Source organism: Enterobacter sp. CM29 (assembly GCF_013179605.1).
GTDB lineage: Bacteria > Pseudomonadota > Gammaproteobacteria > Enterobacterales > Enterobacteriaceae > Enterobacter > Enterobacter intestinihominis.
Window position 1 is genome coordinate 1 of the sequence record NZ_JABMCU010000013.1, and the last position, 25,749, is coordinate 25,749.

Annotated in this window: 23 protein-coding genes and 1 pseudogene; 18 read left to right on the forward strand and 6 right to left on the reverse strand. The window is 56.7% G+C overall.

What is annotated here, in order from left to right:
- Both HP459_RS03195 and sbcD read right to left on the reverse strand, forming a co-directional pair.
- Window positions 1-461, reverse strand: a 461-nt coding sequence (locus tag HP459_RS03195; RefSeq protein WP_171935933.1) for an AAA family ATPase, incomplete at its 3' end; no start/stop codon positions are given.
- Window positions 458-1,663: an exonuclease subunit SbcD gene (sbcD, locus tag HP459_RS03200; RefSeq protein WP_032624766.1), complete on the reverse strand. Its 1,206-nt coding sequence runs from the start codon at window positions 1,661-1,663 to the stop codon at window positions 458-460. The genes HP459_RS03195 and sbcD, both read right to left, overlap by 4 nt.
- A gap of 187 nt (window positions 1,664-1,850) precedes the next feature.
- On the opposite strand from sbcD, the gene phoB reads away from it, so the two are divergent.
- The 7 genes from phoB to HP459_RS03235 all read left to right on the forward strand — a co-directional run bounded on the left by phoB (window position 1,851) and on the right by HP459_RS03235 (window position 13,097).
- Window positions 1,851-2,540, forward strand: coding sequence for a phosphate response regulator transcription factor PhoB (gene phoB, locus HP459_RS03205; RefSeq protein ID WP_003859122.1), 690 nt, complete (start codon window positions 1,851-1,853; stop codon window positions 2,538-2,540).
- Between the two features lie 21 nt (window positions 2,541-2,561).
- The gene (gene phoR, locus HP459_RS03210; protein ID WP_023299433.1) at window positions 2,562-3,857 is read left to right on the forward strand and encodes a phosphate regulon sensor histidine kinase PhoR; all 1,296 of its coding nucleotides are present in this window, start codon (window positions 2,562-2,564) and stop codon (window positions 3,855-3,857) included.
- Window positions 3,858-4,266: 409 nt separating this feature from the next.
- A complete protein-coding gene (gene brnQ / locus HP459_RS03215; protein WP_003859118.1) occupies window positions 4,267-5,586 on the forward strand; it encodes a branched-chain amino acid transporter carrier protein BrnQ in 1,320 nt (439 codons plus the stop codon).
- An 81-nt stretch (window positions 5,587-5,667) separates the two neighbouring features.
- Complete coding sequence (proY, locus tag HP459_RS03220; protein WP_126503118.1) at window positions 5,668-7,041, forward strand: proline-specific permease ProY; 1,374 nt, start codon at window positions 5,668-5,670, stop codon at window positions 7,039-7,041.
- Between the two features lie 162 nt (window positions 7,042-7,203).
- A complete protein-coding gene (gene malZ, locus HP459_RS03225) occupies window positions 7,204-9,021 on the forward strand; it encodes a maltodextrin glucosidase (RefSeq protein ID WP_171935934.1) in 1,818 nt (605 codons plus the stop codon).
- A gap of 90 nt (window positions 9,022-9,111) precedes the next feature.
- Window positions 9,112-11,721 carry a DUF2339 domain-containing protein gene (locus tag HP459_RS03230; RefSeq protein WP_171935935.1) on the forward strand — a complete coding sequence of 870 codons (2,610 nt, stop codon included), beginning with the start codon at window positions 9,112-9,114 and terminating at the stop codon, window positions 11,719-11,721.
- Window positions 11,718-13,097, forward strand: a complete 1,380-nt coding sequence (locus HP459_RS03235) for a DUF3999 domain-containing protein (protein ID WP_171935936.1) — start codon at window positions 11,718-11,720, stop codon at window positions 13,095-13,097. Before HP459_RS03230 ends, HP459_RS03235 begins: the two co-directional genes overlap by 4 nt.
- A 50-nt stretch (window positions 13,098-13,147) precedes the next feature.
- Here HP459_RS03235 and HP459_RS03240 read toward each other — a convergent pair whose 3' ends face one another.
- Together HP459_RS03240 and acpH are read right to left on the reverse strand one after the other, a co-directional pair.
- A complete protein-coding gene (locus HP459_RS03240) occupies window positions 13,148-13,750 on the reverse strand; it encodes a peroxiredoxin C (RefSeq protein WP_003859113.1) in 603 nt (200 codons plus the stop codon).
- A gap of 127 nt (window positions 13,751-13,877) precedes the next feature.
- Entirely contained in the window at window positions 13,878-14,459 is a 582-nt protein-coding gene (acpH, locus tag HP459_RS03245) for an ACP phosphodiesterase (protein ID WP_038415474.1), read from the reverse strand.
- 92 nt (window positions 14,460-14,551) lie between these two features.
- Between acpH and queA the strand changes: the two genes are divergently transcribed.
- The 6 genes and pseudogenes from queA to HP459_RS03275 form a co-directional block, all read left to right on the forward strand.
- The gene (queA, locus tag HP459_RS03250; protein WP_088401819.1) at window positions 14,552-15,622 is read left to right on the forward strand and encodes a tRNA preQ1(34) S-adenosylmethionine ribosyltransferase-isomerase QueA; all 1,071 of its coding nucleotides are present in this window, start codon (window positions 14,552-14,554) and stop codon (window positions 15,620-15,622) included.
- Window positions 15,623-15,675: 53 nt separating this feature from the next.
- Window positions 15,676-16,803, forward strand: a complete 1,128-nt coding sequence (gene tgt / locus HP459_RS03255) for a tRNA guanosine(34) transglycosylase Tgt (RefSeq protein WP_003859110.1) — start codon at window positions 15,676-15,678, stop codon at window positions 16,801-16,803.
- Between the two features lie 22 nt (window positions 16,804-16,825).
- Entirely contained in the window at window positions 16,826-17,158 is a 333-nt protein-coding gene (gene yajC / locus HP459_RS03260) for a preprotein translocase subunit YajC (protein WP_003859109.1), read from the forward strand.
- 27 nt (window positions 17,159-17,185) lie between these two features.
- The gene (gene secD / locus HP459_RS03265) at window positions 17,186-19,033 is read left to right on the forward strand and encodes a protein translocase subunit SecD (RefSeq protein WP_032621613.1); all 1,848 of its coding nucleotides are present in this window, start codon (window positions 17,186-17,188) and stop codon (window positions 19,031-19,033) included.
- 10 nt (window positions 19,034-19,043) lie between these two features.
- Complete coding sequence (gene secF, locus HP459_RS03270) at window positions 19,044-20,015, forward strand: protein translocase subunit SecF (protein WP_003859105.1); 972 nt, start codon at window positions 19,044-19,046, stop codon at window positions 20,013-20,015.
- A gap of 70 nt (window positions 20,016-20,085) precedes the next feature.
- A pseudogene (locus tag HP459_RS03275) lies at window positions 20,086-20,196 on the forward strand (DNA-binding transcriptional regulator); the annotation flags it as partial.
- 88 nt (window positions 20,197-20,284) lie between these two features.
- On the opposite strand, the gene HP459_RS03280 reads toward HP459_RS03275, so the two are convergent.
- Together HP459_RS03280 and HP459_RS03285 are read right to left on the reverse strand one after the other, a co-directional pair.
- The gene (locus HP459_RS03280) at window positions 20,285-21,169 is read right to left on the reverse strand and encodes a nucleoside-specific channel-forming protein Tsx (protein WP_032621817.1); all 885 of its coding nucleotides are present in this window, start codon (window positions 21,167-21,169) and stop codon (window positions 20,285-20,287) included.
- 268 nt (window positions 21,170-21,437) lie between these two features.
- On the reverse strand, window positions 21,438-21,977 hold the full coding sequence (locus HP459_RS03285) for a DUF3251 domain-containing protein (RefSeq protein ID WP_003859100.1): 540 nt from the start codon (window positions 21,975-21,977) through the stop codon (window positions 21,438-21,440).
- Between the two features lie 152 nt (window positions 21,978-22,129).
- On the opposite strand from HP459_RS03285, the gene nrdR reads away from it, so the two are divergent.
- The 5 genes from nrdR (at window position 22,130) to thiL (ending at window position 25,735) form a co-directional block, all read left to right on the forward strand.
- Entirely contained in the window at window positions 22,130-22,579 is a 450-nt protein-coding gene (gene nrdR / locus HP459_RS03290) for a transcriptional regulator NrdR (RefSeq protein WP_003859099.1), read from the forward strand.
- 4 nt (window positions 22,580-22,583) lie between these two features.
- Window positions 22,584-23,687, forward strand: coding sequence for a bifunctional diaminohydroxyphosphoribosylaminopyrimidine deaminase/5-amino-6-(5-phosphoribosylamino)uracil reductase RibD (ribD, locus tag HP459_RS03295; RefSeq protein ID WP_171935937.1), 1,104 nt, complete (start codon window positions 22,584-22,586; stop codon window positions 23,685-23,687).
- Between the two features lie 87 nt (window positions 23,688-23,774).
- Window positions 23,775-24,245, forward strand: a complete 471-nt coding sequence (gene ribE, locus HP459_RS03300; RefSeq protein WP_003859098.1) for a 6,7-dimethyl-8-ribityllumazine synthase — start codon at window positions 23,775-23,777, stop codon at window positions 24,243-24,245.
- Window positions 24,246-24,266: 21 nt separating this feature from the next.
- A complete protein-coding gene (gene nusB, locus HP459_RS03305) occupies window positions 24,267-24,686 on the forward strand; it encodes a transcription antitermination factor NusB (protein ID WP_006809908.1) in 420 nt (139 codons plus the stop codon).
- Window positions 24,687-24,763: 77 nt separating this feature from the next.
- On the forward strand, window positions 24,764-25,735 hold the full coding sequence (thiL, locus tag HP459_RS03310; RefSeq protein ID WP_022647226.1) for a thiamine-phosphate kinase: 972 nt from the start codon (window positions 24,764-24,766) through the stop codon (window positions 25,733-25,735).
- Window positions 25,736-25,749 lie beyond the last annotated feature (14 nt).

Genomic DNA, 25,749 nt, shown 5'->3' on the forward strand with positions numbered 1-25,749 from the left:
GAGAGCAACATCGAGCGGGTAAAGCGACCATAGTCCAGCCCGGTGAGTGCGGCGGTTTGTTCCAGCTTATCCGTGACTTTATCGGCCAGAATTTTGCCGTCTTCGCAGCGGGCCAGCTCAACGCGCGGTGCCTGTAAGTTCCCGTCTGGCTGGTTGCGGGCGCGGTTCTGGCTCCAGAAAGCGCGATAAGCAACGCCTTTGACCTCAAATTCCACTTCAGCCAGGCATTCGGCGGTATCGCGCGTCATCAGGTCGTTTTGTGCCTGAGAGACCTTATTAAGACGCGGTGTTTCGTGGTAAAGCGCCAGGCAGATGGCATCCAGCAGCGTGGTTTTACCCGCGCCGGTTGCGCCGGTGATGGCAAACAGCCCATTGCTGGCGAAAGGCTCCGCGGTGAAATCGATTTTCCACTCACCCTTTAGCGAATTCAGATTTTTCAGACGCAGGCTCAGAATTTTCATGCGTTTTCGTCCTCGTCATTGAGGGAATGCAAGGTATGGGCAAACAGCTCGTTAAGCCTGGTGCGCCTGGCCTCGTCCACTTCTTCATGCGCAAGCCGCCGCGCGAACACCTCTTCAACCCGAAGTTCGCTAAGCGTTTCACGCTGGGCGTTCAGCAGAATTTTCTCGCGCTGCTCGCGGCTGCGACGTACCAGCAGCACCTCCACAGGAAGGTCTTCCGTCAGCGTCTGAATTTTACGCTGCATATCGTACAGGTAGTCATCGGTGGCGATTTCGATATCGAGCCAGACGGGGGGATTAAGCACTGCGCCGCGCCACTGCTCAAGCTGAGCGGTAATGGCGGCCAGATCGCCTTTCAGCACTGCCAGCGGCTGGGTGACCGGCACCTCAAGCGTCTCAACGGCGCTAAGTTTGCCTTCGGTGAAGCTCACCAGATGCACGGATTTGGCTTTGCCCGTTTCGTCAAAACTGAGGGAAATGGGCGAGCCGCAGTAGCGAATATGCTCGCATCCCCCGACGATCTGGGCCCGGTGAATATGCCCGAGGGCAATATAGTCGGCGGGAGGAAAGTTTTGCGCTGGAAACGCGTCCAGCGTACCGATATAAATCTCGCGCACCGCGTCACTCTTACTGGCCCCGACTGTGGTGAGGTGCCCGGTGGCAACGATAGGAATGGCCTGTTCGCCGCGCAGGGCGCAGGCTTCCGTATGCTGCTGGTGATAATAGCGGGTGATGGCCTGCAACAGATGCTGCTGTTTTTCGCTCCCGGACAGGCCTGCCTGGCTTTGCACGATATCGCGCGGGCGTAAAAACGGAATTGGGCATAGCACCGCGCCCGGCGTGCCATCACGTTTTTTCAGGATCTGCGGCGCGTGTCCGGCGCTGGCCACCACGGTGGTATTGAGGAACGCCAGAATATCGCGGGATTCATTCAGCGTCGCCACCGAGTCATGGTTTCCGGCGACAATCACCAGGTGACAACCGGTTTGCTGGAGGTTGACCACAAAACGGTTGTACAGCTCACGCGCATAGCTCGGCGGCGATCCGGTATCAAAAATGTCGCCCGCCACAATAATTGCGTCCACCTCGTGAGCCTGAGCCGTCTCCAGCAGCCAGTTCAGGAACGCTTCATGTTCCGCGGCGCGGCTTTTGCTGTAAAAATTTTGACCCAGGTGCCAGTCTGAGGTGTGAAGTATGCGCATAAGAGATCCGTGGCAATAATAAGAAAGCAGGATTATAAACGTTCGGGGAACGGAAAATAACCGCTGTAATAAAACAACAGTTTGCTATTTATCGTGGTAATGTTTTTCATAAATCTGTCATAAATCTGACGCATAATGACGCCGCATTACAGACTTGTAACTTAAATACGATAAGACAGGGCAAAGTATGGCGAGACGTATTCTGGTCGTAGAAGATGAAGCTCCGATCCGTGAAATGGTGTGCTTCGTGCTTGAACAAAATGGCTTCCAGCCGGTTGAAGCGGAAGATTATGACAGCGCGGTGAACCAGCTGAATGAACCCTGGCCCGATCTGATCCTGCTGGACTGGATGCTGCCTGGCGGTTCCGGATTGCAGTTTATCAAGCATATCAAACGCGAGGCGATGACCCGCGATATCCCGGTGGTGATGCTGACGGCGCGCGGTGAGGAAGAGGATCGCGTGCGCGGTCTGGAAACCGGCGCGGACGATTACATCACCAAACCGTTCTCCCCGAAAGAGCTGGTGGCGCGTATCAAAGCCGTGATGCGCCGTATTTCACCGATGGCGGTGGAAGAGGTGATTGAGATGCAGGGCCTGAGCCTGGATCCTACCTCACACCGGGTCATGACCGGTGAAAATCCCCTCGATATGGGCCCCACCGAATTTAAACTCCTGCACTTCTTTATGACCCACCCGGAGCGCGTTTACAGCCGCGAACAGTTGCTGAATAACGTCTGGGGAACTAACGTCTATGTCGAAGACCGAACGGTTGACGTCCATATTCGCCGCCTGCGTAAAGCACTGGAACTGAGCGGCCACGATCGCATGGTACAGACGGTCCGCGGCACGGGTTATCGCTTCTCGACCCGTTTCTGAACAATGACAGGAGTGTGACGCGTGCTGGAACGTCTGTCATGGAAAAGGCTCGTCTTTGAACTGATCTTATGCTGTATTCCGGCCCTCATTCTGGGGGCTATTTTTGGCTATCTGCCGTGGTTTTTACTGGTGGCCGTGACGGGGTTGCTCGTCTGGCATTTCTGGAATTTACTGCGTCTTTCCTGGTGGCTGTGGGTCGACAGAAGTATGACACCCCCGCCGGGAAGCGGGAGCTGGGAACCGCTACTCTACGGCCTGCACCAGATGCAGATGCGTAATAAAAAGCGCCGTCGTGAGCTGGGAAGCCTGATAAAACGCTTTCGCAGCGGCGCGGAGTCGCTGCCGGACGCAGTGATCCTGACGACGGAAGAAGGGACCATCTTCTGGTGCAATGGCCTCGCACAGCAGCTGCTGGGCCTGCGCTGGCCGGATGATAACGGTCAGAACATCCTCAACCTTCTGCGCTATCCCGAGTTCACGCTGTATCTGAAAACGCGTGATTTTAGTCGTCCGCACAATCTGAAGCTCAATAACGGTCGCCATCTTGAAATTCGCGTGATGCCCTACAGCGATCGGCAGTGGCTGATGGTGGCGCGGGATGTCACCCAGATGCATCAGCTTGAGGGCGCAAGACGTAACTTCTTTGCCAACGTCAGCCACGAGCTGCGTACGCCGTTGACGGTGCTTCAGGGCTATCTGGAGATGATGCAGGAGCAAACGCTTGAGGGGGCGCCGCGTGAGAAAGCGCTGCATACCATGCGGGAACAGACGTTCCGCATGGAAGGGCTGGTCAAACAGCTACTAACGCTTTCAAAAATTGAGGCTGCCCCGTCGCTGGCGCTAAACGACATCATTGATGTGCCGATGATGCTGCGAGTGGTGGAGCGCGAAGCCCAAACGCTGAGCCATAATCAACACACCCTGAGTTTTGATGTTGATAACACGCTGAAAGTGCTCGGCAGTGAAGATGAGCTGCGAAGCGCTATCTCAAACCTGGTCTATAACGCCGTGAATCATACCCCGACAGGGACGCATATCGCGGTGCGGTGGCAGCATACTCCGGCAGGGGCTGAGTTTAGCGTCGAGGACAACGGGCCGGGGATTGGGCCTGAACACCTCCCGCGTCTCACCGAACGGTTCTACCGGGTGGATAAGGCGCGCTCGCGGCAGACCGGCGGGAGCGGACTGGGGCTGGCAATTGTGAAGCATGCCGTCAGCCACCACGAAAGCCGGCTCAATATCGAAAGCACCCTGGGTAAGGGCACGCGCTTTAGCTTCGTGATTCCGGAACGATTAATTGCCAAAAAAAGTGCCTGACAGCGTGTGTGTCAGGCTACCTTTCCACGGGCCAGCGATTGCTGGCCCGTTTGCTTTGCAGTCAAGCGAAACGCGAGTGAATATTATACGGCTGGTGCTTTTTTGTTCGCATGATTAGCCATGAGTTTTTCTTATACATGGCATATTATTTTGGTCTGAATTTTCATGCTGGCATATTGTTCTGGTTTTACGATCCCTTCTTGCCTTTAAACGTTATAAGCGTTTAAATTGCCCCCCATATACTGTCAGACCGACTGTATTTGCGTGGTAAATCGAAAAACTATTCTTCGCCACGCCTGGACGGGAGCATATCCCGCTGAAATTGAGCAAATTTTCCGCTGTATCGTCCCGTCAGGGATGGCGAAAATCTCAACGTATTCAACACCACATCCACAGGCAGTAAGGTTTTATGACCCATCACTTGAAATCGCGTGACATTATCGCGCTGGGCTTTATGACATTTGCGCTGTTCGTTGGCGCAGGTAACATCATTTTTCCTCCAATGGTTGGCTTACAGGCGGGTGAACACGTCTGGACGGCTGCGTTTGGCTTCCTGCTTACTGCCGTGGGCCTGCCGGTACTGACCGTTATCGCGCTGGCGAAAGTCGGTGGCGGTGTGGACAGCCTCAGCACCCCGATTGGCAAAGTGGCTGGCGTTCTGCTGGCAACCGTCTGCTATCTGGCCGTTGGCCCGCTGTTCGCGACCCCGCGTACGGCGACCGTCTCCTTTGAAGTGGGTATTGCCCCGCTGACCGGTGACGGCGCGATGCCGCTGTTTATTTACAGCCTCATTTACTTCGCCATCGTGATTCTGGTTTCTCTCTATCCGGGCAAACTGCTGGATACTGTGGGTAACTTCCTGGCACCGCTGAAAATTGTGGCGCTGATTGTGCTGGCGGTTGCGGCCATCGTCTGGCCTGCGGGGCCCATCAGCTCCGCGATGGACGCCTACCAGAACGCGGCGTTCTCAAACGGTTTCGTGAACGGCTATCTGACGATGGATACGCTTGGCGCGATGGTGTTTGGTATCGTTATCGTTAACGCCGCGCGTTCCCGCGGGGTGACCGAAGCGCGTCTGCTGACTCGCTACACCATCTGGGCTGGCCTGATGGCCGGTGTCGGCCTGACGCTGCTGTATCTGGCGCTGTTCCGTCTGGGTTCAGATAGCGCAACGCTGGTCGATCAGAGCGCAAACGGCGCGGCGATCCTGCATGCTTACGTGCAGCACACCTTTGGTGGTGCAGGCAGCATGCTGCTGGCGGCGCTGATTTTCCTGGCCTGTCTGGTGACGGCGGTGGGTCTGACCTGCGCCTGCGCGGAGTTCTTCGCTCAGTATCTGCCGCTTTCTTACCGCACGCTGGTGTTTATCCTCGGCATCTTCTCCATGGCGGTGTCAAACCTCGGTCTGAGCCACCTGATTCAGGTCTCAATTCCGGTGCTGACGGCGATCTATCCGCCATGTATCGTGCTGGTAGTGCTGAGCTTCACCCGTCCGTGGTGGCATAACTCCACGCGAATTATTGCGCCAGCCATGTTTATCAGCCTGATTTTTGGTATCCTTGACGGGATCAAAGCATCAGCATTTGCAGAAATCCTGCCAGCCTGGACACAGCGTCTGCCGCTGTCCGAGCAGGGCCTGGCCTGGCTGATGCCTTCCGTTGTAGCGCTGGTTCTGGCGATTATCTGGGACCGTGCGGCAGGGCGTCAGGTGACATCCAACGCCCATTAATCAACGGCAACAAATTGTTTAACCACGGGGCTTAAGGCCCCGTGGTTTTTTGTTTTTTTCGTGTTGAATGGCAAGATTTTAATGGAAAGCACTAACAAACTTAAACGTGGATTGAGCACCCGCCACATCCGCTTTATGGCGCTGGGCTCGGCTATCGGTACCGGTCTTTTTTATGGCTCGGCAGATGCCATCAAAATGGCCGGTCCAAGCGTTCTGCTGGCCTACATCATCGGCGGCGTGGCGGCGTATATCATCATGCGCGCCCTTGGCGAAATGTCGGTTCACAACCCCTCTGCCAGTTCCTTCTCCCGCTACGCGCAGGAAAATTTAGGCCCGCTGGCCGGGTTTATCACCGGCTGGACCTACTGCTTCGAAATCCTGATTGTTGCCATTGCCGATGTGACGGCGTTTGGTATCTATATGGGTGTCTGGTTCCCCGCCGTGCCGCACTGGATCTGGGTGCTGAGCGTGGTGCTGATTATCTGCGCCGTTAACCTGATGAGCGTGAAGGTGTTTGGCGAGCTGGAGTTCTGGTTCTCCTTCTTCAAGGTCGCGACCATTATCATCATGATCCTCGCCGGTTTCGGCATTATCATCTGGGGTATCGGCAACGGTGGACAGCCAACCGGCATTCACAACCTGTGGAGCAACGGCGGCTTCTTTAGCAACGGCTGGCTCGGGATGGTCATGTCGCTGCAGATGGTCATGTTCGCCTATGGCGGAATCGAGATTATCGGCATCACCGCCGGGGAAGCGAAAGATCCGGAGAAGTCTATTCCGCGCGCCATCAACTCGGTGCCGATGCGCATCCTGGTGTTCTACGTGGGCACGCTGTTTGTGATTATGTCCATCTACCCGTGGAACCAGGTGGGCACCAACGGCAGCCCGTTTGTCCTGACTTTCCAGCATATGGGCATTGCGTTTGCCGCCAGCATTCTCAACTTTGTGGTGCTGACCGCCTCGCTGTCGGCCATCAACAGTGACGTGTTCGGCGTGGGCCGTATGCTGCACGGCATGGCGGAGCAGGGCAGTGCGCCGAAGGTGTTTGCCAAAACGTCGCGTCGCGGTACCCCGTGGGTAACGGTGCTGGTTATGACCGTGGCGCTGCTGTTCTCGGTCTACCTGAACTACATTATGCCGGAGAACGTCTTCCTGGTGATTGCGTCGCTGGCGACCTTTGCGACGGTGTGGGTGTGGATCATGATCCTGCTGTCGCAGATTGCGTTCCGTCGCCGCCTGTCGCCAGAAGAGGCCAAAGCGCTGAAGTTTAAAGTGCCGGGCGGTGTTGCGACGACCGTCGTTGGCCTCATCTTCCTGGTGTTTATCATCGGCCTGATTGGCTACCACCCGGATACCCGCATTTCCCTTTATGTGGGCTGTGCGTGGATCGTTCTGCTGCTGGTGGGCTGGATGTTTAAATGTCGCCGCGATCGTCAGCTGGCGGAAGCACAGTAAGGTAAAAATGCCGGGTGGCGCTGCGCTTACCCGGCCTACACTCCCTTTTGCCCTGGAAAAATCTCCTCCTCCGTTCTCCTCCCCCAATAATCCCGAACACGATGAGCTATCTTTAATCACCCTGTGGCAAGGTGACGTCAATTTCATCAAAGGGGATTCGTGATGTTAAACGCCTGGCACCTTCCGGTTGCCCCATTTGTTAAGCAAAACAAAGACAACCTTGTGATTACGCTCTGGCTGGCAGGGGAAAATCAGCCTGAACGTGTGACCCTGCGCGCCGAAGTGGATAACGAAGAGACATCGCTGAAAATGCACAAGGTGCGCAGCCAGCCTCAGCCGGGTATTACGGCATGGCGGGCGAATATCGATTTGCGCAGCGGACAGCCGCGTCGCCGCTACGGCTTCAAGCTGCTGTGGAACAACCGCCAGCTGTGGTTTACCCCGCAGGGCTTCAGCCGTTTCCCTCCGGCCCGGCTGGAGCAGTTTGCCGTGGATCACCCGGATAACGGCCCGCAGTGGGTTAACGATCAGGTCTTTTACCAGATTTTCCCGGACCGCTTTGCGCGCAGTGAAAAGCGCACCGCCGACCAGGACAAGGTTTATTACCATCATGCGGTCGGTCACGACATCATTCTGAAAAAATGGGACGAGCCGCTGACCGCCCAGGCGGGGGGATCGACCTTTTACGGCGGCGATCTCGACGGTATCAGCGAAAAACTGCCGTACCTGAAAAAGCTCGGCGTGACGGCGCTGTACCTGAACCCGGTGTTTAAAGCGCCAAGCGTTCACAAATACGATACGCAGGACTACCGCCACGTTGACGAGCAGTTTGGCGGTGACGAGGCGCTGCTGCGGCTGCGCCACAACACGCAAAAAGAAGGTATGCGCCTGATCCTTGATGGCGTGTTCAATCACAGCGGTGATTCTCATGCGTGGTTCGACCGCCACAATCAGTCGATGGGCGGCGCATGCCATAATCCGGATTCCCCCCAGCGTGACTGGTACAGTTTTGACGAGAATGGCCGCGCCCTGGACTGGCTGGGCTACCCGAGCCTGCCGAAGCTCGATTTCCAGTCGTCAACGCTTGTGAATGAAATCTACGGCGGCGAAGACAGCATCGTGCGCCACTGGCTGAAAGCGCCGTGGAATATGGACGGCTGGCGGCTGGACGTGGTGCATATGCTGGGTGAAGCAGGCGGGGCGCGGAATAACCTTCAGCATGTCGCCGCCATTACCCGATCGGCAAAAGCGGCCCGGTCGGAAGCATTCGTCTTCGGGGAGCACTTTGGCGACGCGCGTCAGTGGTTGCAGGCAGATGCAGAAGACGCGTCGATGAATTATCGCGGCTTCACCTTCCCGCTGTGGGGCTTCCTCGCTAACACCGATATCTCTTATGATCCGCAGCATATTGACGCTGAAACCTGCATGGCGTGGATGGAGAACTATCGCGCTGGCCTGTCTCATCAGCAGCAGCTTCGGATGTTTAACCAGCTCGACAGCCACGATACCGCGCGCTTTAAATCGCTGCTGGGTAAAGATGTGGCGCGTCTGCCGCTGGCGGTGACCTGGCTTTTCACCTGGCCGGGCGTGCCGTGCATCTATTACGGAGATGAAATGGGGCTGGACGGTAACAACGATCCGTTCTGCCGCAAAACCTTCCCATGGGAGCCTGAAAAGCAGGATCAGGATCTGTTCAGCCTGTACCAGCGTATGGCGACACTACGCAAGCAGAGCCAGGCCCTGCGCTACGGGGGCTGTCAGGTGATGTACGCCCACGATAACGTGGTGGTGTTTGTCCGCGTCTACAACCAGCAGCGCGTGCTGGTGGCGATCAACCGGGGTGAGGCGTGTGAAGTGGTGCTGGAAGATTCACCGCTGCTGGCCGGTAAAACGTGGAAGAGCAAAGAGGGGAAAGCGACGTTACAGGAGAACGTGCTCACGCTGCCGGCGATCTCCGCTACGGTCTGGTTCGGCAGCTAAGCGCAGGCAGCATGGTTTTCACCTTTTAGATGGCGCAAATGCAACTATTTGTGTCAATCTTAACGGATCTTTTACGGTGAAGGTGGAAACATGGACGAGCTTTACATCCTTGGCTGTTTGTTCCTGGTTTTTGCGCTGGTCGTGGCCCCCGTGCTTGCGGTGATAGGCTTTAATCGAAGCACGGCGGCGCGGCAGGAGATCGCCCGGCTTCGCCAGCGCATTGAGGCGCTTGAGCAGCACGGTGTAGCTGAGAAAGCGCCGGAGCCGGTGCAGACCGCCGCGCCAGTGGAGACACCAGCGCCGGTGCCAGAGGCCGTTAACGCACCTGTCGATCCCTGGCGTCCCGAACCGCCCGTCACTGAAGCAGAACCTGCGCCTGTCCCGGCGGCAAAACGGCCTTCCGCCTTTGGCGGCATCCTGTCCTCGCTGACGCGCTGGTTTATGCAGGGCAATCCGCTGGCAAAACTGGGGATTGTACTGCTCTTCCTCGGCCTCTCTTTCCTGCTGCGCTATACCGTTGAACATTCACTGTTTCCGCTTGAGCTGCGTCTTGCCGCCACGGCGCTGTTTGCCATGGTTCTGCTGGCCGTTGGATGGCGGCTGCGGCACAGGCAGCGGATCTACGCGCTGATCCTCCAGGGCGGGGCGACCGGCGTGCTTTACCTGACCGTCTTTGGCGCATTCCGGCTGTGGCAGATGCTGCCGATGACGCTGGCGTTTGCGCTGCTGGTGGTGATTTGCGCGGCGAGCGTCGGGCTGGCCGTGCTGCAAAAGGCGCTGAGCCTTGCCATGCTGGCGAGCCTCGGCGGATATCTTGCGCCGCTGCTCCTGTCTACCGGGGGCGGTAGCTTTGTGGCGCTGTTCTCCTTCTATCTTCTGCTCTCCATCGGCATTCTCGTCATCAGCATCTGGCAGCACTGGCGCGAGCTCAACCTTCTCGGGCTGCTCTTCACGTTTGGCGTTGGCGGAGTGTGGGGGCTGAGCGACTACCAGCCTGAAAACTATGTTATCTGTCAGCTGTTCCTGATTGCCAATACGCTTATTTTTGGCGTGTTTAGCGTAGCGCTGTCGCTGCGGGCGCAGGAAAAAGGCAAACAGATAATTGACGGCGTACTGCTGTTTGCCCCGCCGCTGATTGGTTTTGGGATGCAGTACGGCATGACGTCGCACTGGACGTACGGCCCGGCACTCAGCGCGCTGGGTTATGGTGCGTTTTATCTCTCACTGGCGTTCCTCGCGCTGCGACGTTACCCCTCCATTGGGCGACCACTGATTATGGCGGCGCTGGCGATTGGCGGCGGGTTTGCCACGCTTGCCATTCCGCTGGCGCTTTCGGCGCGCTGGACGGCGATGGCCTGGGCGCTGGAGGGGCTGGGTATCCTCTGGCTGGGCGTGCAACAGCAGCAGCGGCGTATGAGCTATAGCGGGACGGCGCTGCTGGTGCTGGCGCTCGGCAGCGCGATATGGGCGCAGATGAACGGCGTCACCTCGCTGAGCCTGCTGCTTATTTTCGCAGTGCTCAGTCTTTGCTGGCTGGCTGCGGCCTGGCTGTGGCAGAAAATCGTGCTGTCGGGCAGTTGGGCGCTGCTGGTCGGTGGGCTGCTGTTCTGGTTAGTGGCGCAACTGGGTGCGTCGCAACTGATCCTCAAGACAGAATTATCGGTTCTTGCGGGCGTGCTGGCGCTGACGGCGGTGTCGGCCTGGGGATGGCGGCAGGCTGCCGCTCGTCTGGCATGGCGGGAGCTGGATGCCAGCAAATGGCTGCTGTGGCCGGTGATGCTGCTGATGGTGCTTTATCAGGTCTGGCAACAGCAGATCCTGGCAGCCGGCTGGGCAAATCTGGCCTGGTCTATTGCGCTGCCTGCCGCCCTGATGATGCTGCGGCGCGACGAAGATAAACTTCTTCCGCGCATCGCAATGGGGCTGCATCTGTCGCTGTTGTGGATGATTTTACTTGCCATGGCCGCCGAGCTTTACTGGTTTGCCCGCTCCCTGCCATGGGGCATGGCGGCCTGGGGAAGCGGCATTGCGATGGCTGTCGGCGGTGGGGTGATTATGGCGCTCTCCGCGGCCGTACGGCGTCGCGGGTGGCCGTTCCGGGTATGGCCTGCGCTCTACGCCTGCCTTGCCGTGATCCCTGTGGTTGTGGCGCTGGTGGTATTGCTGGTCGTGACTAATTTCCAGGACGGGGTAGTCTATCGACAGACCTGGCTGCCGCTGGTGAACCCGCTTGAGGAAGGGGCGGCGTTCGCGCTGCTGGGGCTGGTGGTGTTTTATCGGGCAGTGGATCGCCACTATCCGGCATCGCTTGCTCAGTCCCGACCGTGGCCCGCCGTTGTGCTGATGGCGCTTGGCTTCTGGTGGCTCAACGGCGCGCTGCTGCGCGCGCTGGCGTGGTACGGCGAGGTGGCCTGGAATATGGAGTCGCTGTGGCATTCGCGGCTTATCCAGACCACCTTTGCCCTGTTCTGGATGTTCTGCGCGCTGGTGGTCATGATCCGCGCCACCCGTCAGGCCTCCCGTCAGCAGTGGCTTGCCGGTGCGGTGCTGCTGGGGGTGGTCATGCTCAAACTGATGCTGGTGGACAGCGCGGGCGGTGGCGGCCTGGCGCGTGCTGTCGCGTTTATTGGCGTGGCGATCCTGGTCCTGATTGTGGGCTATTTCTCGCCGCTACCGCCTAAAGCAGGAGAAGAAAAATGAAATGGATGAATGCGGTTGTTTGTGCGGCACTGCTGGCCGTGGCCGGTCCGGCATTCAGCGAGGGCGCGCCGGTGGAATCCCCGCGGGATTATGCCTATGGCCTGTCCCTTGATACCTCTGCCTCTTCGCCGTGGTATCGGGTCATGCTGCCGCTGGCGGTTTATCAGCAGAGCACATCGCCCGATCTGCGCGACGTGCGCGTGTTTAATCAGTCGGGCGAGCCGGTACCGTTCAGCCTGGTTACCACGACGCGTCCGCAGCCAGCACCGACCACCACGGCGCTGCGCCTCTTTGCGCTTAACGCCTCGCCGGGCGGGGAAGAGGGCAGTGGCGATAAAATTATGTTACGTGCCAGAAACGGCGTGGAGATTGTGCTGGAAGGGCAACACGCGGCGGCTGCCGGACAGCATTATCTGCTGACCCTGCCGGAAAACGCGACGGAGGTTCCGCTCTCTCAGCTCCAGCTTTTCTGGGACACGCCGCAGGGCTCGTGGCAGGGGACGGCATCGGTCTATTACAGCGAGGATCTAAAAAACTGGTATACCCTGCGCGAAGAGATGCCCCTGCTGGACGTGATGAGTGGACAGGATCGCCTGAAGCTCGACCGCATCGATACCGATCTGGTGTTATCTCCTGAGGCGAATCGCTATCTGCTGCTGGTGCTGAACACGGGGCGTTCAGCCCTGACGTTAACCGGCGTCAACGCGATTAACGCTCCTGCGCAGCCGGAATCAGAGCACATTAGCCTGGCGGGAGAGGGGGAGCGGCTATCCGATAGCGAAGCCGTGTGGCGCTGGACGCATCCGCAGCCTCTGAGTGCGATCGCCTTCATGCTGAATGGCGACGGCGTTCTCCCGGCAGAAATAGCCTGGCGGGGGGCGGACAAGGATCGGTGGCATACGCTGAAAAAAGAGGTGATCTACCAGCTCGGCGGCAAAACGTCTGAACCTGTTCCGCTCCCGGGCGGGCTGGTCGAGGCGGTAAAAATCAAGACCTTCAATGCGCGTTTGCCAGAGAACCTGCCGGGCGTGATCGGGCAACGCGTGCGCTATGATCTGGTGTTCAACGCGCAGGGGAAGGGGCCGTATCTGCTTGCGTGGGGGAACGGGGCTGCGAAACCGGCAAGCGTGGAGACGGATATGCTGATCCCGACCGAACTGCGTAAAACCTACGCTCTGGCAGCCCTGCCGATGGCGGATACGCTGGAACCTGTCCCGCTGGGCGGCGAGGCGCGTTTAACCGCGACGTCTGCGGCTGAGCAGGAAAGCAGAATGAAAACGCTGATGGTCTGGGGCGTACTGATCGTCGGGGTGATGGTGCTTGCGTGTATGGCATGGCGCATCTGGCGCGAGGTAAAAAAAGACGGCGCAGCATAAGCCATAAAAAAACCCGCGTAGTCGCGGGTTTTTTTCGTAAACCGTGCCGATTACAGGCTGGATACGTTCTCAGACAGGTATTTAGCTACGCCGTCTGGGGAAGCCGCCATACCTTCTTTACCTTTTTCCCACTGAGCCGGGCACACTTCACCGTGCTCTTCGTGGAACTGGAGCGCGTCAACCATGCGCAGCATTTCGTCGATGTTACGACCCAGCGGCAGATCGTTCACAACCTGGTGACGAACGATGCCGTTCGCGTCGATCAGGAAAGAACCACGCAGCGCAACGCCAGCGTCCGGATGTTCGATACCGTAAGCCTGCTGGATTTCGCGTTTGATGTCCGCAACCATCGCGTATTTCACCGCACCGATGCCGCCGTTTTCGACAGGGGTGTTACGCCATGCGTTGTGTACAAATTCAGAGTCGAAGGAGACGCCAACCACTTCCACGCCACGCTTCTGGAATTCTTCGTAACGTTTGTCGAACGCGATCAGCTCAGACGGGCAAACGAAAGTGAAGTCCATTGGCCAGAAGAACAGAACGGTCGCTTTACCGTTGGTGTGCTGTTTGAAGTTGAAGTTTTCAACGATTTCACCGTTGCCCAGAACGGCGGCAGCTGTAAAATCCGGAGCCGGACGAGTTACCAGAACCATATGATTCTCCTGTAGATACTAAGGTTATTTGGAACGCAACGCGGGCCAGTATAGAGGCAGCGCGGGAATAAGACAAAGAGGTGGTAACAATCGTTCCACCAGCTTTTACCTATCAATCGAACCGGCATCACAGTTCTTTATTTTTCGCCTGCGCCATCATGCGCGGGTAGAACTGCCAGAAGCGCGTTTCCAGCGCGTCATAATGTTCGTCCAGGTCGTGCCAGGAGTCGCGCAGCGCGTCCAGACGCGGTCGACGGCTGGCCATGCCGTTGAGCACGTTCTGAATGAAATCCATCTCGCGGTAACGCTCCAGCCAGCGTTCAGACCACAGATAGTTATTCAGATTCACAAAGCGCGGTGGGGAGTCCGGCAAAATGATCGACACCTGCGCGTGGGCGTAGCGCACAAACTCAGGCAGCGACATATCAGGCGACAGCAGGGACCAGTGGCGCGACAGGAAATGATCCCACATGACGTCGAGCGTGATCGGCGCCACGCGTCGCGTTTCGGGGCGGAACCAGGCTTTGGCTTCCGTCACTTCCGGCAGGTTATCGGTCAGCACGTCGATGCGGCGGTGCATAAAAATCCCGTCGATAACCTCGGGGGAATAATCTTCCGCGGGGTTGCCGCGTACGAAATCGGCCAGCAAATTGCCGGAGAGGGAGCTGTCCGCGAGGTGAGCGAGATGCAGGTGAGCGAGAAAATTCATGCGTTTTATTTGTCCGGTGGCGGCTAGTTGTTGCAGCAAATGGGTGGGAGCACTAGACTATGCCGCCTGTTTTTAAGTCACGAGTATACGTCATGCGCGTCGCCGATTTCTCCTTTGAACTACCTGAATCCCTGATTGCTCACTACCCCATGCCTGAGCGTAGCAGCTGTCGCTTGCTGTCACTGGACGGGCCAACGGGCGCGCTGACGCACGGTACTTTCACCGATCTGCTCGACAAGCTCAACCCTGGCGATCTGCTGGTCTTTAACAATACCCGCGTGATCCCAGCGCGTCTGTTTGGCCGTAAAGCCAGCGGCGGCAAGATTGAGGTGCTGGTCGAACGTATGCTCGATGATAAACGTATTCTGGCACATATTCGCGCATCCAAAGCGCCGAAGCCGGGCGCTGAACTGCTGCTGGGTGATGACGAGAGCATCAAAGCGACCATGACCGCGCGTCACGACGCGCTGTTCGAGGTGGAGTTCAACGACGAGCGCATGGTGCTGGATATCCTCAACGCCATCGGCCACATGCCGCTGCCGCCGTACATTGAACGCCCGGATGAAGAAGCCGACCGCGAGCTGTATCAGACCGTCTACAGCCAGAAGCCTGGCGCAGTGGCGGCGCCAACGGCGGGCCTGCACTTTGATGAACCGCTGCTGGAAAAGTTGCGCGCCAAGGGTATTGAGATGGCCTTCGTGACGCTGCACGTCGGCGCGGGGACGTTCCAGCCGGTGCGCGTGGACAGCATCGAAGACCACATCATGCACTCTGAGTATGCCGAAGTGCCGCAGGAGGTGGTTGATGCGGTGCTGGCGGCGAAAGCGCGCGGTAGCCGCGTCGTGGCCGTCGGTACAACGTCGGTACGTTCCCTTGAGAGCGCTGCGCAGGCCGCGAAAAAAGAGCTGATTGAGCCCTTCTTTGGCGATACGCAGATCTTTATCTACCCGGGCTATCAGTACAAAGTCATTGATGCGCTGGTGACCAACTTCCATCTGCCTGAATCGACGCTGATTATGCTGGTCTCCGCGTTTGCGGGGTATCAGCATACGATGAACGCCTACAAGTCTGCGGTAGAACAAAAATATCGCTTTTTTAGCTACGGTGACGCGATGTTTATCACGTACAATCCGCAGGCTTTGAATGAGCGTGTCGGGGAATAAGTCTGCGGCACCGTGTTACAACGTTGGACTGTTTTTCTGACGTCGGAGAAAAAATGAAATTTGAACTCGATACCACCGATGGCCGCGCGCGTCGCGGTCGCCTGGTGTTTGATCGCGGCGTGGTAGAAACCCCCGCGTTTATGCCTGTGGGCACGTACGGCACCGTAAAAGGAATGACGCCGGAAGAAGTTGAAGCCACTGGCGCACAGATTATTCTCGGCAACACCTTCCACCTGTGGCTGCGTCCAGGCCAGGAGATCATGAAGCTCCACGGCGATCTGCACGACTTCATGCAGTGGAAAGGCCCCATCCTCACCGACTCCGGCGGTTTCCAGGTCTTCAGCCTGGGCGATATCCGTAAGATCACCGAGCAGGGCGTACACTTCCGTAACCCGATCAACGGCGATCCAATCTTCCTCGATCCGGAAAAGTCTATGGAGATTCAGTACGATCTCGGTTCCGATATCGTGATGATCTTCGACGAATGTACGCCATACCCGGCGGACTGGGACTATGCCAAACGTTCCATGGAGATGTCCCTGCGTTGGGCGAAGCGTAGCCGCGACCGTTTTGACTCCCTGCAAAACAAAAATGCGCTGTTCGGCATTATCCAGGGCAGCGTTTACGAAGATTTACGCGATATCTCGGTTAAAGGTCTGGTAGAGATAGGCTTTGATGGCTACGCTGTCGGCGGTTTGGCTGTGGGTGAGCCGAAGGAAGATATGCACCGTATTCTGGAGCATGTCTGCCCGCAAATCCCGGCGGATAAACCACGATACCTGATGGGTGTGGGTAAACCAGAAGATCTGGTGGAAGGCGTACGTCGCGGCATTGATATGTTCGACTGCGTTATGCCAACCCGAAACGCACGTAACGGTCATCTGTTCGTTACCGATGGCGTGGTGAAAATCCGTAACGCGAAGCATAAGAGTGACACCAGCCCGCTCGATTCCGAGTGCGATTGCTATACCTGTCGCAATTATTCTCGCGCGTATCTGCATCATCTCGATCGTTGCAACGAGATTTTGGGGGCGCGTCTCAATACCATTCATAATCTTCGTTATTATCAGCGCTTAATGGCTGGTTTACGTAAGGCTATCGAAGAGGGTAAATTAGAGAGCTTCGTGACCGATTTCTACCAACGTCAGGGGCGGGATGTTCCACCGTTGAACGTTGATTAATTTTAATAATGAGGGAATTTGAATGAGCTTTTTTATTTCTGATGCGGTAGCAGCAACGGGTGCACCAGCGCAGGGCAGCCCGATGTCTCTGATTCTGATGCTGGTTGTGTTCGGTCTGATCTTCTACTTCATGATCCTGCGTCCACAGCAGAAGCGTACTAAAGAGCACAAAAACCTGATGAACTCCATCGCGAAGGGCGATGAAGTCCTGACCAATGGTGGCCTGGTGGGTCGCGTAACCAAAGTAGCGGAAAACGGCTACATTGCTATCGCCCTGAACGACACCACTGAAGTGGTTATCAAACGTGACTTCGTAGCTGCCGTTCTGCCGAAAGGCACCATGAAGGCGCTGTAATCCCAACTTTTCCCAAAGGGAACTGCCGTGTTAAACCGTTATCCTTTGTGGAAGTACATCATGCTGGTCGTCGTGATTATCGTCGGCCTGCTGTACGCGCTTCCCAACCTGTATGGTGAGGATCCGGCCGTTCAAATCACTGGCGCGCGCGGTGTCGCCGCCAGTGAGCAAACGCTGATCCAGGTCCAGAAAACGTTACAAGAAGAAAAAATTACCGCTAAGTCTGTGGCACTGGAAGAGGGCGCAATTCTTGCTCGCTTCGACACCACCGACACGCAGCTCCGCGCACGTGAAGCGCTGATGGGCGTGCTGGGTGATAAATATGTCGTGGCGCTTAACCTTGCTCCTGCAACCCCACGCTGGCTGGCTGCGCTGAACGCAGAGCCAATGAAACTGGGTCTTGACCTGCGTGGCGGCGTTCACTTCCTGATGGAAGTGGATATGGATACCGCGCTCGGCAAGCTACAGGAACAGAATATCGACAGCCTGCGCAGCGATCTGCGCGATAAAGGCATTCCGTACACCACCGTACGTAAAGAAGATAACTACGGCATGAGCATCACGTTCCGCGACAGCGCGGCACGCGATCAGGCTGTGACCTATCTGTCTCAACGTCACCGCGATCTGGTGATCACCTCTCAGGGCAGCAACCAGCTGCGTGCGGTAATGACCGACGCGCGTCTGAGTGAAGCACGTGAGTACGCCGTTCAGCAGAACATTAACATTCTGCGTAACCGTGTAAACCAGCTGGGCGTGGCTGAGCCACTGGTACAGCGTCAGGGTGCTGACCGTATCGTGGTCGAACTGCCAGGTATCCAGGATACCGCCCGTGCGAAAGAGATTCTGGGCGCGACGGCGACTCTGGAGTTCCGTCTGGTTAACGCCAACGTTGACCAGGCTGCTGCGGCTTCAGGCCGTGTGCCGGGCGATTCCGAAGTGAAACAGACCCGCGAAGGCCAGCCGGTTGTGCTGTACAAACGCGTGATCCTGACCGGTGACCATATCACCGACTCCACTTCAAGCCAGGATGAGTACAACCAGCCGCAGGTTAACATCTCGCTGGACAGCGCAGGTGGCAACATCATGTCTAACTTCACCAAGGACAACATCGGCAAGCCGATGGCGACCCTGTTCGTGGAGTACAAAGACAGCGGTAAGAAAGATGCCAATGGCCGTGCTGTGCTGGTGAAAGAGGAAGAGGTGATTAACATCGCCAACATCCAGTCTCGTCTGGGTAACAGCTTCCGTATTACCGGTATCAGCAACCCGAACGAAGCGCGTCAGCTCTCTCTGCTGCTGCGTGCCGGTGCGCTGATTGCGCCAATTCAGATTGTTGAAGAGCGTACCATCGGTCCAACCCTGGGTATGCAGAACATCAAGCAGGGTCTGGAAGCGTGTCTGGCCGGTCTGGCGGTGTCCATCATCTTCATGATCTTCTTCTATAAGAAGTTCGGCCTGATTGCGACCTCCGCGCTGATTGCCAACCTGGTGCTGATCATCGGTATCATGTCCCTGCTGCCGGGGGCGACGCTAACCATGCCGGGTATCGCGGGTATCGTTCTAACCCTTGCGGTGGCGGTCGACGCCAACGTACTGATAAACGAACGTATTAAAGAAGAGCTGAGCAACGGTCGTTCTGTACAGCAGGCGATTGAAGAAGGCTACAAAGGGGCGTTCAGCTCCATCTTCGATGCGAACGTAACAACACTGATTAAGGTTCTTATCCTGTATGCAGTGGGTACTGGCGCGATCAAAGGCTTTGCGATTACTACCGGTATCGGTGTCGCAACGTCGATGTTTACCGCTATTGTCGGCACCCGTGCCATCGTGAACCTGCTGTACGGCGGCAAGCGCGTCAAAAAGCTGTCTATCTGAGGAGTGCGTTGTGGCACAGGAATATACTGTTGAACAATTGAACCACGGCCGTAAAGTCTGGGACTTTATGCGCTGGGACTACTGGGCCTTCGGCATTTCAGGTTTTCTGCTGATCTTGTCCATCGTCATTATGGGCGTGAAAGGCTTTAACTGGGGTCTGGATTTCACCGGTGGTACGGTGATCGAAATTACCCTGGAAAAACCGGTCGATATGGACCAGATGCGTGAGTCTCTGCAAAAAGCGGGCTTTGAAGAGCCGCTGCTACAGAACTTCGGCAGCAGCCGCGACATCATGGTGCGTATGCCGCCGGTACACGATGCCAACGGCAGCCAGGAGCTGGGCAGCAAGGTCGTTCAGGTTATTAACGAAACGACCAGCCAGGATGCAACGGTTAAGCGTATTGAGTTTGTCGGCCCGAGCGTTGGTGCTGACCTGGCGCAGACCGGTGCGATGGCGCTGCTGGTGGCGCTGATCTCGATTCTGATTTACGTCGGTTTCCGCTTTGAGTGGCGACTGGCGGCAGGCGTGGTTATCGCTCTGGCGCACGACGTGGTGATCACCATGGGCATACTGTCTCTCTTCCACATTGAGATTGACCTGACGATTGTGGCATCCCTGATGTCCGTTATCGGTTACTCACTGAACGACAGTATCGTGGTATCTGACCGTATTCGTGAAAACTTCCGTAAGATCCGTCGCGGCACGCCGTACGAAATCTTTAACGTGTCGTTGACCCAGACGCTGCACCGTACGTTGATCACCTCCGGCACCACCCTGATGGTGATCCTGATGCTGTTCCTGTTCGGTGGCCCGGTGCTGGAAGGCTTCTCGCTGACCATGCTGATCGGTGTGTCTATCGGTACGGCCTCGTCTATCTACGTCGCGTCCGCGCTGGCGCTGAAGCTGGGCATGAAGCGCGAGCATCTGATCCAGCAGAAAGTCGAGAAAGAAGGGGCGGATCAGCCGTCCATTCTGCCGTAAGAGTCTTATGCGGTATCGAAATCCCGGCCTGCTGGCCGGGATTTTTTTTGTCTACTCCTGACAGTATGCATACCGCTGCTTCCGGCTCGACAGGTGCCTCAATATTGTGCAGACGGAGAGACGCTTTAGCGAAAGTGCGGACAGAGCTCTGGCAGATTTTTTGCGGAAGGTGAAGCAGTAAAAAGCCGGGTGGCGTCTACGCCTTACCCGGCCTACATTCGGATCGTAGGCCCGGCAAGCGCAGCGCCACCGGGCGAAGTCCGCACAGGTTAGAAGTTGTAACCCACGACCAGGTAACCACCCCAACCGGTAGAGCGAACGCTGAAGTCGCCGTTGCCGAAGTTCAGGCTGGCGTCGTCGTTCCACTGGCCACCGTTGTGCCAGTAACGCGCAACAACAGAGTAGTGCCAGTGATCGTAGTTCAGCGCCAGAATGTGGCTGGAGGCGATGGAGTTACTGGTACGAGCATGCTTCCCGTTGTTGTCATAGAAGTTATCGTCGCCCAGGTCTGAACCCCAGTCAAAGTTAGTGAAGCCGATATAGCTCAGGTTACCGCCCCACAGCTGAGTGATTGGCACAAAGTATTTCACTTTGAAACGGTAGCCATCCCACTCGTTCTCATTTGATGCGCCATAGTTCTGCCACTGGTATTTCGCATACACGTTCAGTGACAGGCTCATTGGCAGGCCGGTTTCGATGTCAGTACCCAGACCCATATACCAGGTGCTCTGTTCCTGAGAATCGTTGCGACCCATGTCATAGATGTAGTTGTTCGCGAAGTACCACTCTTTGAACGGACCAAACGCCAGGCTGGTGCCGGTCAGTTTGTCGATAGAGAAACGCGGTTCGATTTCCATGAACAGCGGGGAGCCATTGTTCCAGATACCTTTCGCATCGGAGTTACCGCCGAAGAATACCGGCAGATCGACGTAGCCGTAGAAATCAAACCAGTCTTTCTTGGCAAACGCTTCGTATTCCAGGTAGGTATCGTTGCGGATCTGCGGCCCGAAACGGGTGTGGTAGCTGCCTACCACGTTAACGCTCTGGTGCCACCAGTCGGAGAGGTATTGTGGTTTGTCGTTTTCCGCTGCGTTAACAGTGAAAGAGGAGGACAGTGCCAGCACGGCGCCAGCTGCGAGTAATGTTTTTTTCATAATCATGCCACTGATTGAAATTCCCTTCCGGGAGTGAAAAATGCGCGAATTGCGTTTCTAAATATTTCGTGTTTCTGCGGAGCCTATTATAGGAATCCTTGCTCACAAAAATATGTGTTGTTTCACATATCTCTCACATACGTAATCGATTGCGTTCACGTTTGCGTACTTTAAACGGCCGGGATTGTAGCGGCAATCATTTATGTTGCCAATCCATACGAAATGTAAATGTTAGCGGAGTGACATTTCACTCCGCTAGAAGGGCGGGTTATTGCGCGGCAGGTTGAATGTCGTGAATGCGGATAAAACCCAACTGTTCTGGCGTCAGTCCGCTCAGCTGGAGCGGGATATCAACATCGCTCGGTGCCAGCGTGCTGGCGGGGGCGGTGAAGAGCTGATTCTTCACGTTCACCTCCTGATAGCTCTCCGTGGTGCCCTGAATCTGGCCCCACTCTACGGTGCCGCTGAAGGCGGGAAGCGGATCGTTGGATTCACCCTGAATGCGTAATGTTGCGCGCGTACCATCGGCATTCGCTGCAACATTCACCAGAGACATCTTTAGCGTGCCAATCTGGCTGTTCAGACGCGCGGGCGTGTTTGCACCCGGCAATAAATAAACGCCATTGCTGGATTTGGCATTCAGCGCGTTCTGCTGGGTGATCTTCACGGTTTCTTTATTAAGTTTGTCCATCGCCACATTGAGCGTATTCACGCTTTGTTTCATCTCGCGAACTTCACTTTGCTGTGCGCAGGCGCTGAGCGTGAACAGGCTCCCAACCAGCACTATTTTCAGGTAACGTCTTGTCATTGCGTTTAATTCCTTGAAATCACACATTGCTGCAATGGTAGACAGGATAGTGGCGTCAGGCATAGATCCTTTGTCTCAAAAAGCTCTTCCTTTGTTGTCGGGCCAGTTCAGGGTAAAATAGAAATCAGTTAACCAGATAACAGGGACATCGTATGCATTGCCCATTTTGCTCCGCTGTGGATACCAAAGTCATCGACTCACGTCTTGTAGGCGAAGGGTCTTCCGTGCGTCGTCGTCGGCAGTGTCTGGTGTGCAACGAGCGTTTTACCACCTTCGAGGTGGCAGAGCTGGTAATGCCGCGCGTGGTAAAAAGTAACGATGTGCGCGAACCGTTCAATGAAGAAAAACTGCGTAGCGGGATGCTCAAGGCGCTGGAAAAACGGCCCGTCAGCTCCGATGACGTCGAAATGGCGTTAAATCATATTAAATCTTATCTGCGGGGGCTAGGTGAACGCGAAGTGCCGAGCAAAATGATCGGTAACCTGGTGATGGAACAGCTAAAAAAGCTCGATAAAGTCGCCTATATTCGCTTCGCCTCCGTTTACCGCAGCTTCGAAGACATTAAAGAGTTTGGCGAAGAGATCGCCCGCTTACAGGATTAAGCCTATGCAGGACGAGATGTACATGGCGAGAGCCATGAAGCTGGCACAGCGCGGTCGGTTTACCACTCACCCTAACCCTAATGTCGGGTGCGTCATTGTTAAAGATGGCGAGATCGTGGGTGAAGGTTTTCACTACCGCGCAGGCGAGCCGCACGCTGAAGTGCATGCCCTGCGCATGGCGGGGGAGAGGGCGCGTGGCGCGACGGCTTACGTGACGCTGGAGCCATGCAGTCATCACGGGCGCACGCCTCCGTGCTGCGAAGCACTGATTGCGGCGGGAGTCTCGCGCGTTGTCGCCGCCATGCAGGATCCTAACCCGCAGGTGGCGGGCCGCGGGCTGTATCGTCTGCAACAGGAAGGGATCGACGTCAGTCACGGCCTGATGATGCAGGATGCCGAAGCCATCAATAAAGGCTTCCTGAAGCGTATGCGCACCGGCTTCCCGTTTATCCAGCTTAAGCTTGGCGCGTCACTGGATGGCCGCACGGCGATGGCGAACGGCGAGAGCCAGTGGATCACCTCGCCACAGGCAAGGCGCGATGTGCAACGTCTGCGCGCACAAAGCCATGCTATTCTCACCAGCAGTGAAACGGTGCTGGCTGACGATCCGGTCCTGACCGTGCGCTGGGATGAGCTGAATGCCGATACCCAGGCACTCTATCCGCAGGAGAACCTGCGTCAGCCGCTGCGCATTATTATTGATAGCCAGAACCGCGTGACGCCGGAACACCGTATCGTGCAGCAACCGGGGGAAACCTGGATTGCCCGCACCAAAGAAGATACGCGCGAATGGCCGCAAGGCGTGCGCAGCATTATGGTGCCGGAACACAGCGGGCATCTCGATCTGGTGGTGCTGATGATGCTGCTGGGTAAACAGCAGGTCAACAGCATCTGGGTCGAAGCCGGTCCGACGCTCGCCGGCGCGCTGCTCCAGGCAGGGCTGGTGGATGAGCTTCTGGTCTACGTTGCGCCTAAACTGTTAGGTAACGACGCGCGCGGCCTGTTTGTGCTGCCCGGCCTTGAAAAACTGGCCGATGCGCCGCAACTCTCATTCAGCGAGATTCGTCCGGTAGGCCCGGATGTCTGCCTCCATTTAACGACAGCGTAATTGCTCCTGAAATAGGGAAGCAGTGCGCAAAGTATTATGATAAAATCCGCCCCCCTGCGGGGCCAAATGAACCCGTAAAGGAAGAGTATGAACATTATTGAAGCTGCTGTAGCTACCCCGGACGCTCGCGTCGCCATCACCATTGCGCGTTTCAACAACTTCATCAACGACAGCCTGCTGGAAGGTGCGGTTGACGCCCTGAAACGTATCGGCCAGGTTAAAGATGACAACATTACCGTCGTTTGGGTACCAGGTGCTTACGAACTGCCACTGGCAGCGGGCGCGCTGGCGAAAACCGGTAAATACGACGCGGTGATTGCACTGGGTACTGTTATTCGTGGCGGCACTGCGCACTTCGAATACGTTGCGGGCGGTGCAAGCAATGGTCTGGCGCACGTTGCACAGGATGCTGAAATTCCTGTCGCGTTCGGCGTACTGACTACCGAAAGTATTGAACAAGCCATCGAACGTGCTGGCACCAAAGCCGGTAACAAAGGTGCAGAAGCTGCACTGACCGCGCTTGAAATGATCAATGTATTGAAAGCCATCAAGGCCTGATTTTTTTGTAAGGGGAATTCCGTGAAACCTGCTGCTCGTCGCCGCGCCCGTGAATGTGCCGTCCAGGCACTTTACTCCTGGCAGTTGTCCCAGAACGACATCGCTGATGTTGAATACCAGTTCCTGTCAGAACAGGACGTGAAAGACGTTGACGTTCTGTACTTCCGTGAACTGCTGTCGGGAGTGGCGACTAATAGCGCGTATCTCGATGGTCTGATGAAGCCATACCTGTCCCGTCTGCTCGAAGAGCTGGGCCAGGTCGAAAAAGCAGTGTTGCGTATCGCGCTGTTTGAGCTGTCTAAACGTGATGATGTGCCGTACAAAGTGGCCATCAACGAAGCGATCGAACTGGCAAAAACCTTCGGCGCTGAAGACAGCCACAAGTTTGTAAACGGCGTGCTGGATAAAGCCGCACCTGCGATCCGTCCCCACAAAAAGTGATCCGCAAACCGGAGTCTTGCATTGCCTTTTTGGCAGTGCGGCTCCGGTTTTTTCTTTTATTTGCTGAGGCATAACGTATGGCATGCGGCGAATTCTCCCTGATTGCCCGTTATTTCGACCGTGTCAGAACCTCTCGTCTTGATGTTGAAACCGGCATTGGCGATGACTGCGCACTTCTCAATATTCCCGAAAAACAGACGCTGGCAATCAGCACCGACACCTTAGTATGTGGGCGTCACTTCCTGCCCGATATCGATCCTGCCGACCTGGCGTATAAGGCGCTGGCGGTCAACGTTAGCGATCTGGCGGCAATGGGCGCCGACCCGGCCTGGCTGACGCTGGCTCTGACCCTGCCGGAGGTGGATGAAGCCTGGCTTGAAGCCTTCAGCGATGCCCTGTTTGAACAGCTGAATTATTACGATATGCAGCTGATTGGCGGTGATACCACCGCCGGGCCGCTGTCGATGACCCTGGCAATCCACGGCTATGTGCCAGCGGGGCGCGCGCTGAAGCGTTCGGGCGCAAAACCGGGCGACTGGATCTACGTGACCGGTACGCCGGGGGATAGCGCGGCCGGGCTGGCGATCCTTCAGAACCGTTTAGCAGTTGAAGATGCTGACGATGCGGCGTACCTGGTGAAGCGCCACCTGCGGCCCACACCGCGTATTTTGCACGGTCAGGCGCTGCGCGAGCGGGCCAGTTCGGCTATCGATCTCTCTGACGGGCTGATCTCCGATCTCGGCCATATCCTGAAGGCCAGTGGCGTGGGCGCACGGATCGATCTGGATCTGTTCCCACTGTCAGAGCCGTTGCGTCGCCATGCCGATCCTGAACAGGCGCTGCGCTGGGCACTATCCGGTGGGGAAGATTATGAGCTGTGCTTTACCGTTCCCGAGCTGAATCGCGGGACGCTGGATGTGGCGTTAGCGCATCTGGGGGCGAAATTTACCTGCATCGGGCAGGTGATGCCGGAAAGTGAAGGGCTGCTGTTTGTCCGCGACGGCGCCCCGGTTACGCTTGACTGGAAAGGGTACGATCACTTCGCGTAATTTTGTACGCTCTG

Bases quoted from the DNA above. Each gene is read 5' to 3' on its own strand.
- sbcD (WP_032624766.1), bottom strand. From the start codon at position 1,663: ATGCGCATACTTCACACCTCAGACTGGCACCTGGGTCAAAATTTTTAC.
- phoB (WP_003859122.1), top strand. From the start codon at position 1,851: ATGGCGAGACGTATTCTGGTCGTAGAAGATGAAGCTCCGATCCGTGAA.
- brnQ (WP_003859118.1), top strand. From the start codon at position 4,267: ATGACCCATCACTTGAAATCGCGTGACATTATCGCGCTGGGCTTTATG.
- proY (WP_126503118.1), top strand. From the start codon at position 5,668: ATGGAAAGCACTAACAAACTTAAACGTGGATTGAGCACCCGCCACATC.
- malZ (WP_171935934.1), top strand. From the start codon at position 7,204: ATGTTAAACGCCTGGCACCTTCCGGTTGCCCCATTTGTTAAGCAAAAC.
- HP459_RS03230 (WP_171935935.1), top strand. From the start codon at position 9,112: ATGGACGAGCTTTACATCCTTGGCTGTTTGTTCCTGGTTTTTGCGCTG.
- HP459_RS03235 (WP_171935936.1), top strand. From the start codon at position 11,718: ATGAAATGGATGAATGCGGTTGTTTGTGCGGCACTGCTGGCCGTGGCC.
- HP459_RS03240 (WP_003859113.1), bottom strand. From the start codon at position 13,750: ATGGTTCTGGTAACTCGTCCGGCTCCGGATTTTACAGCTGCCGCCGTT.
- acpH (WP_038415474.1), bottom strand. From the start codon at position 14,459: ATGAATTTTCTCGCTCACCTGCATCTCGCTCACCTCGCGGACAGCTCC.
- queA (WP_088401819.1), top strand. From the start codon at position 14,552: ATGCGCGTCGCCGATTTCTCCTTTGAACTACCTGAATCCCTGATTGCT.
- tgt (WP_003859110.1), top strand. From the start codon at position 15,676: ATGAAATTTGAACTCGATACCACCGATGGCCGCGCGCGTCGCGGTCGC.
- yajC (WP_003859109.1), top strand. From the start codon at position 16,826: ATGAGCTTTTTTATTTCTGATGCGGTAGCAGCAACGGGTGCACCAGCG.
- HP459_RS03280 (WP_032621817.1), bottom strand. From the start codon at position 21,169: ATGAAAAAAACATTACTCGCAGCTGGCGCCGTGCTGGCACTGTCCTCC.
- HP459_RS03285 (WP_003859100.1), bottom strand. From the start codon at position 21,977: ATGACAAGACGTTACCTGAAAATAGTGCTGGTTGGGAGCCTGTTCACG.
- nrdR (WP_003859099.1), top strand. From the start codon at position 22,130: ATGCATTGCCCATTTTGCTCCGCTGTGGATACCAAAGTCATCGACTCA.
- ribD (WP_171935937.1), top strand. From the start codon at position 22,584: ATGCAGGACGAGATGTACATGGCGAGAGCCATGAAGCTGGCACAGCGC.
- ribE (WP_003859098.1), top strand. From the start codon at position 23,775: ATGAACATTATTGAAGCTGCTGTAGCTACCCCGGACGCTCGCGTCGCC.
- thiL (WP_022647226.1), top strand. From the start codon at position 24,764: ATGGCATGCGGCGAATTCTCCCTGATTGCCCGTTATTTCGACCGTGTC.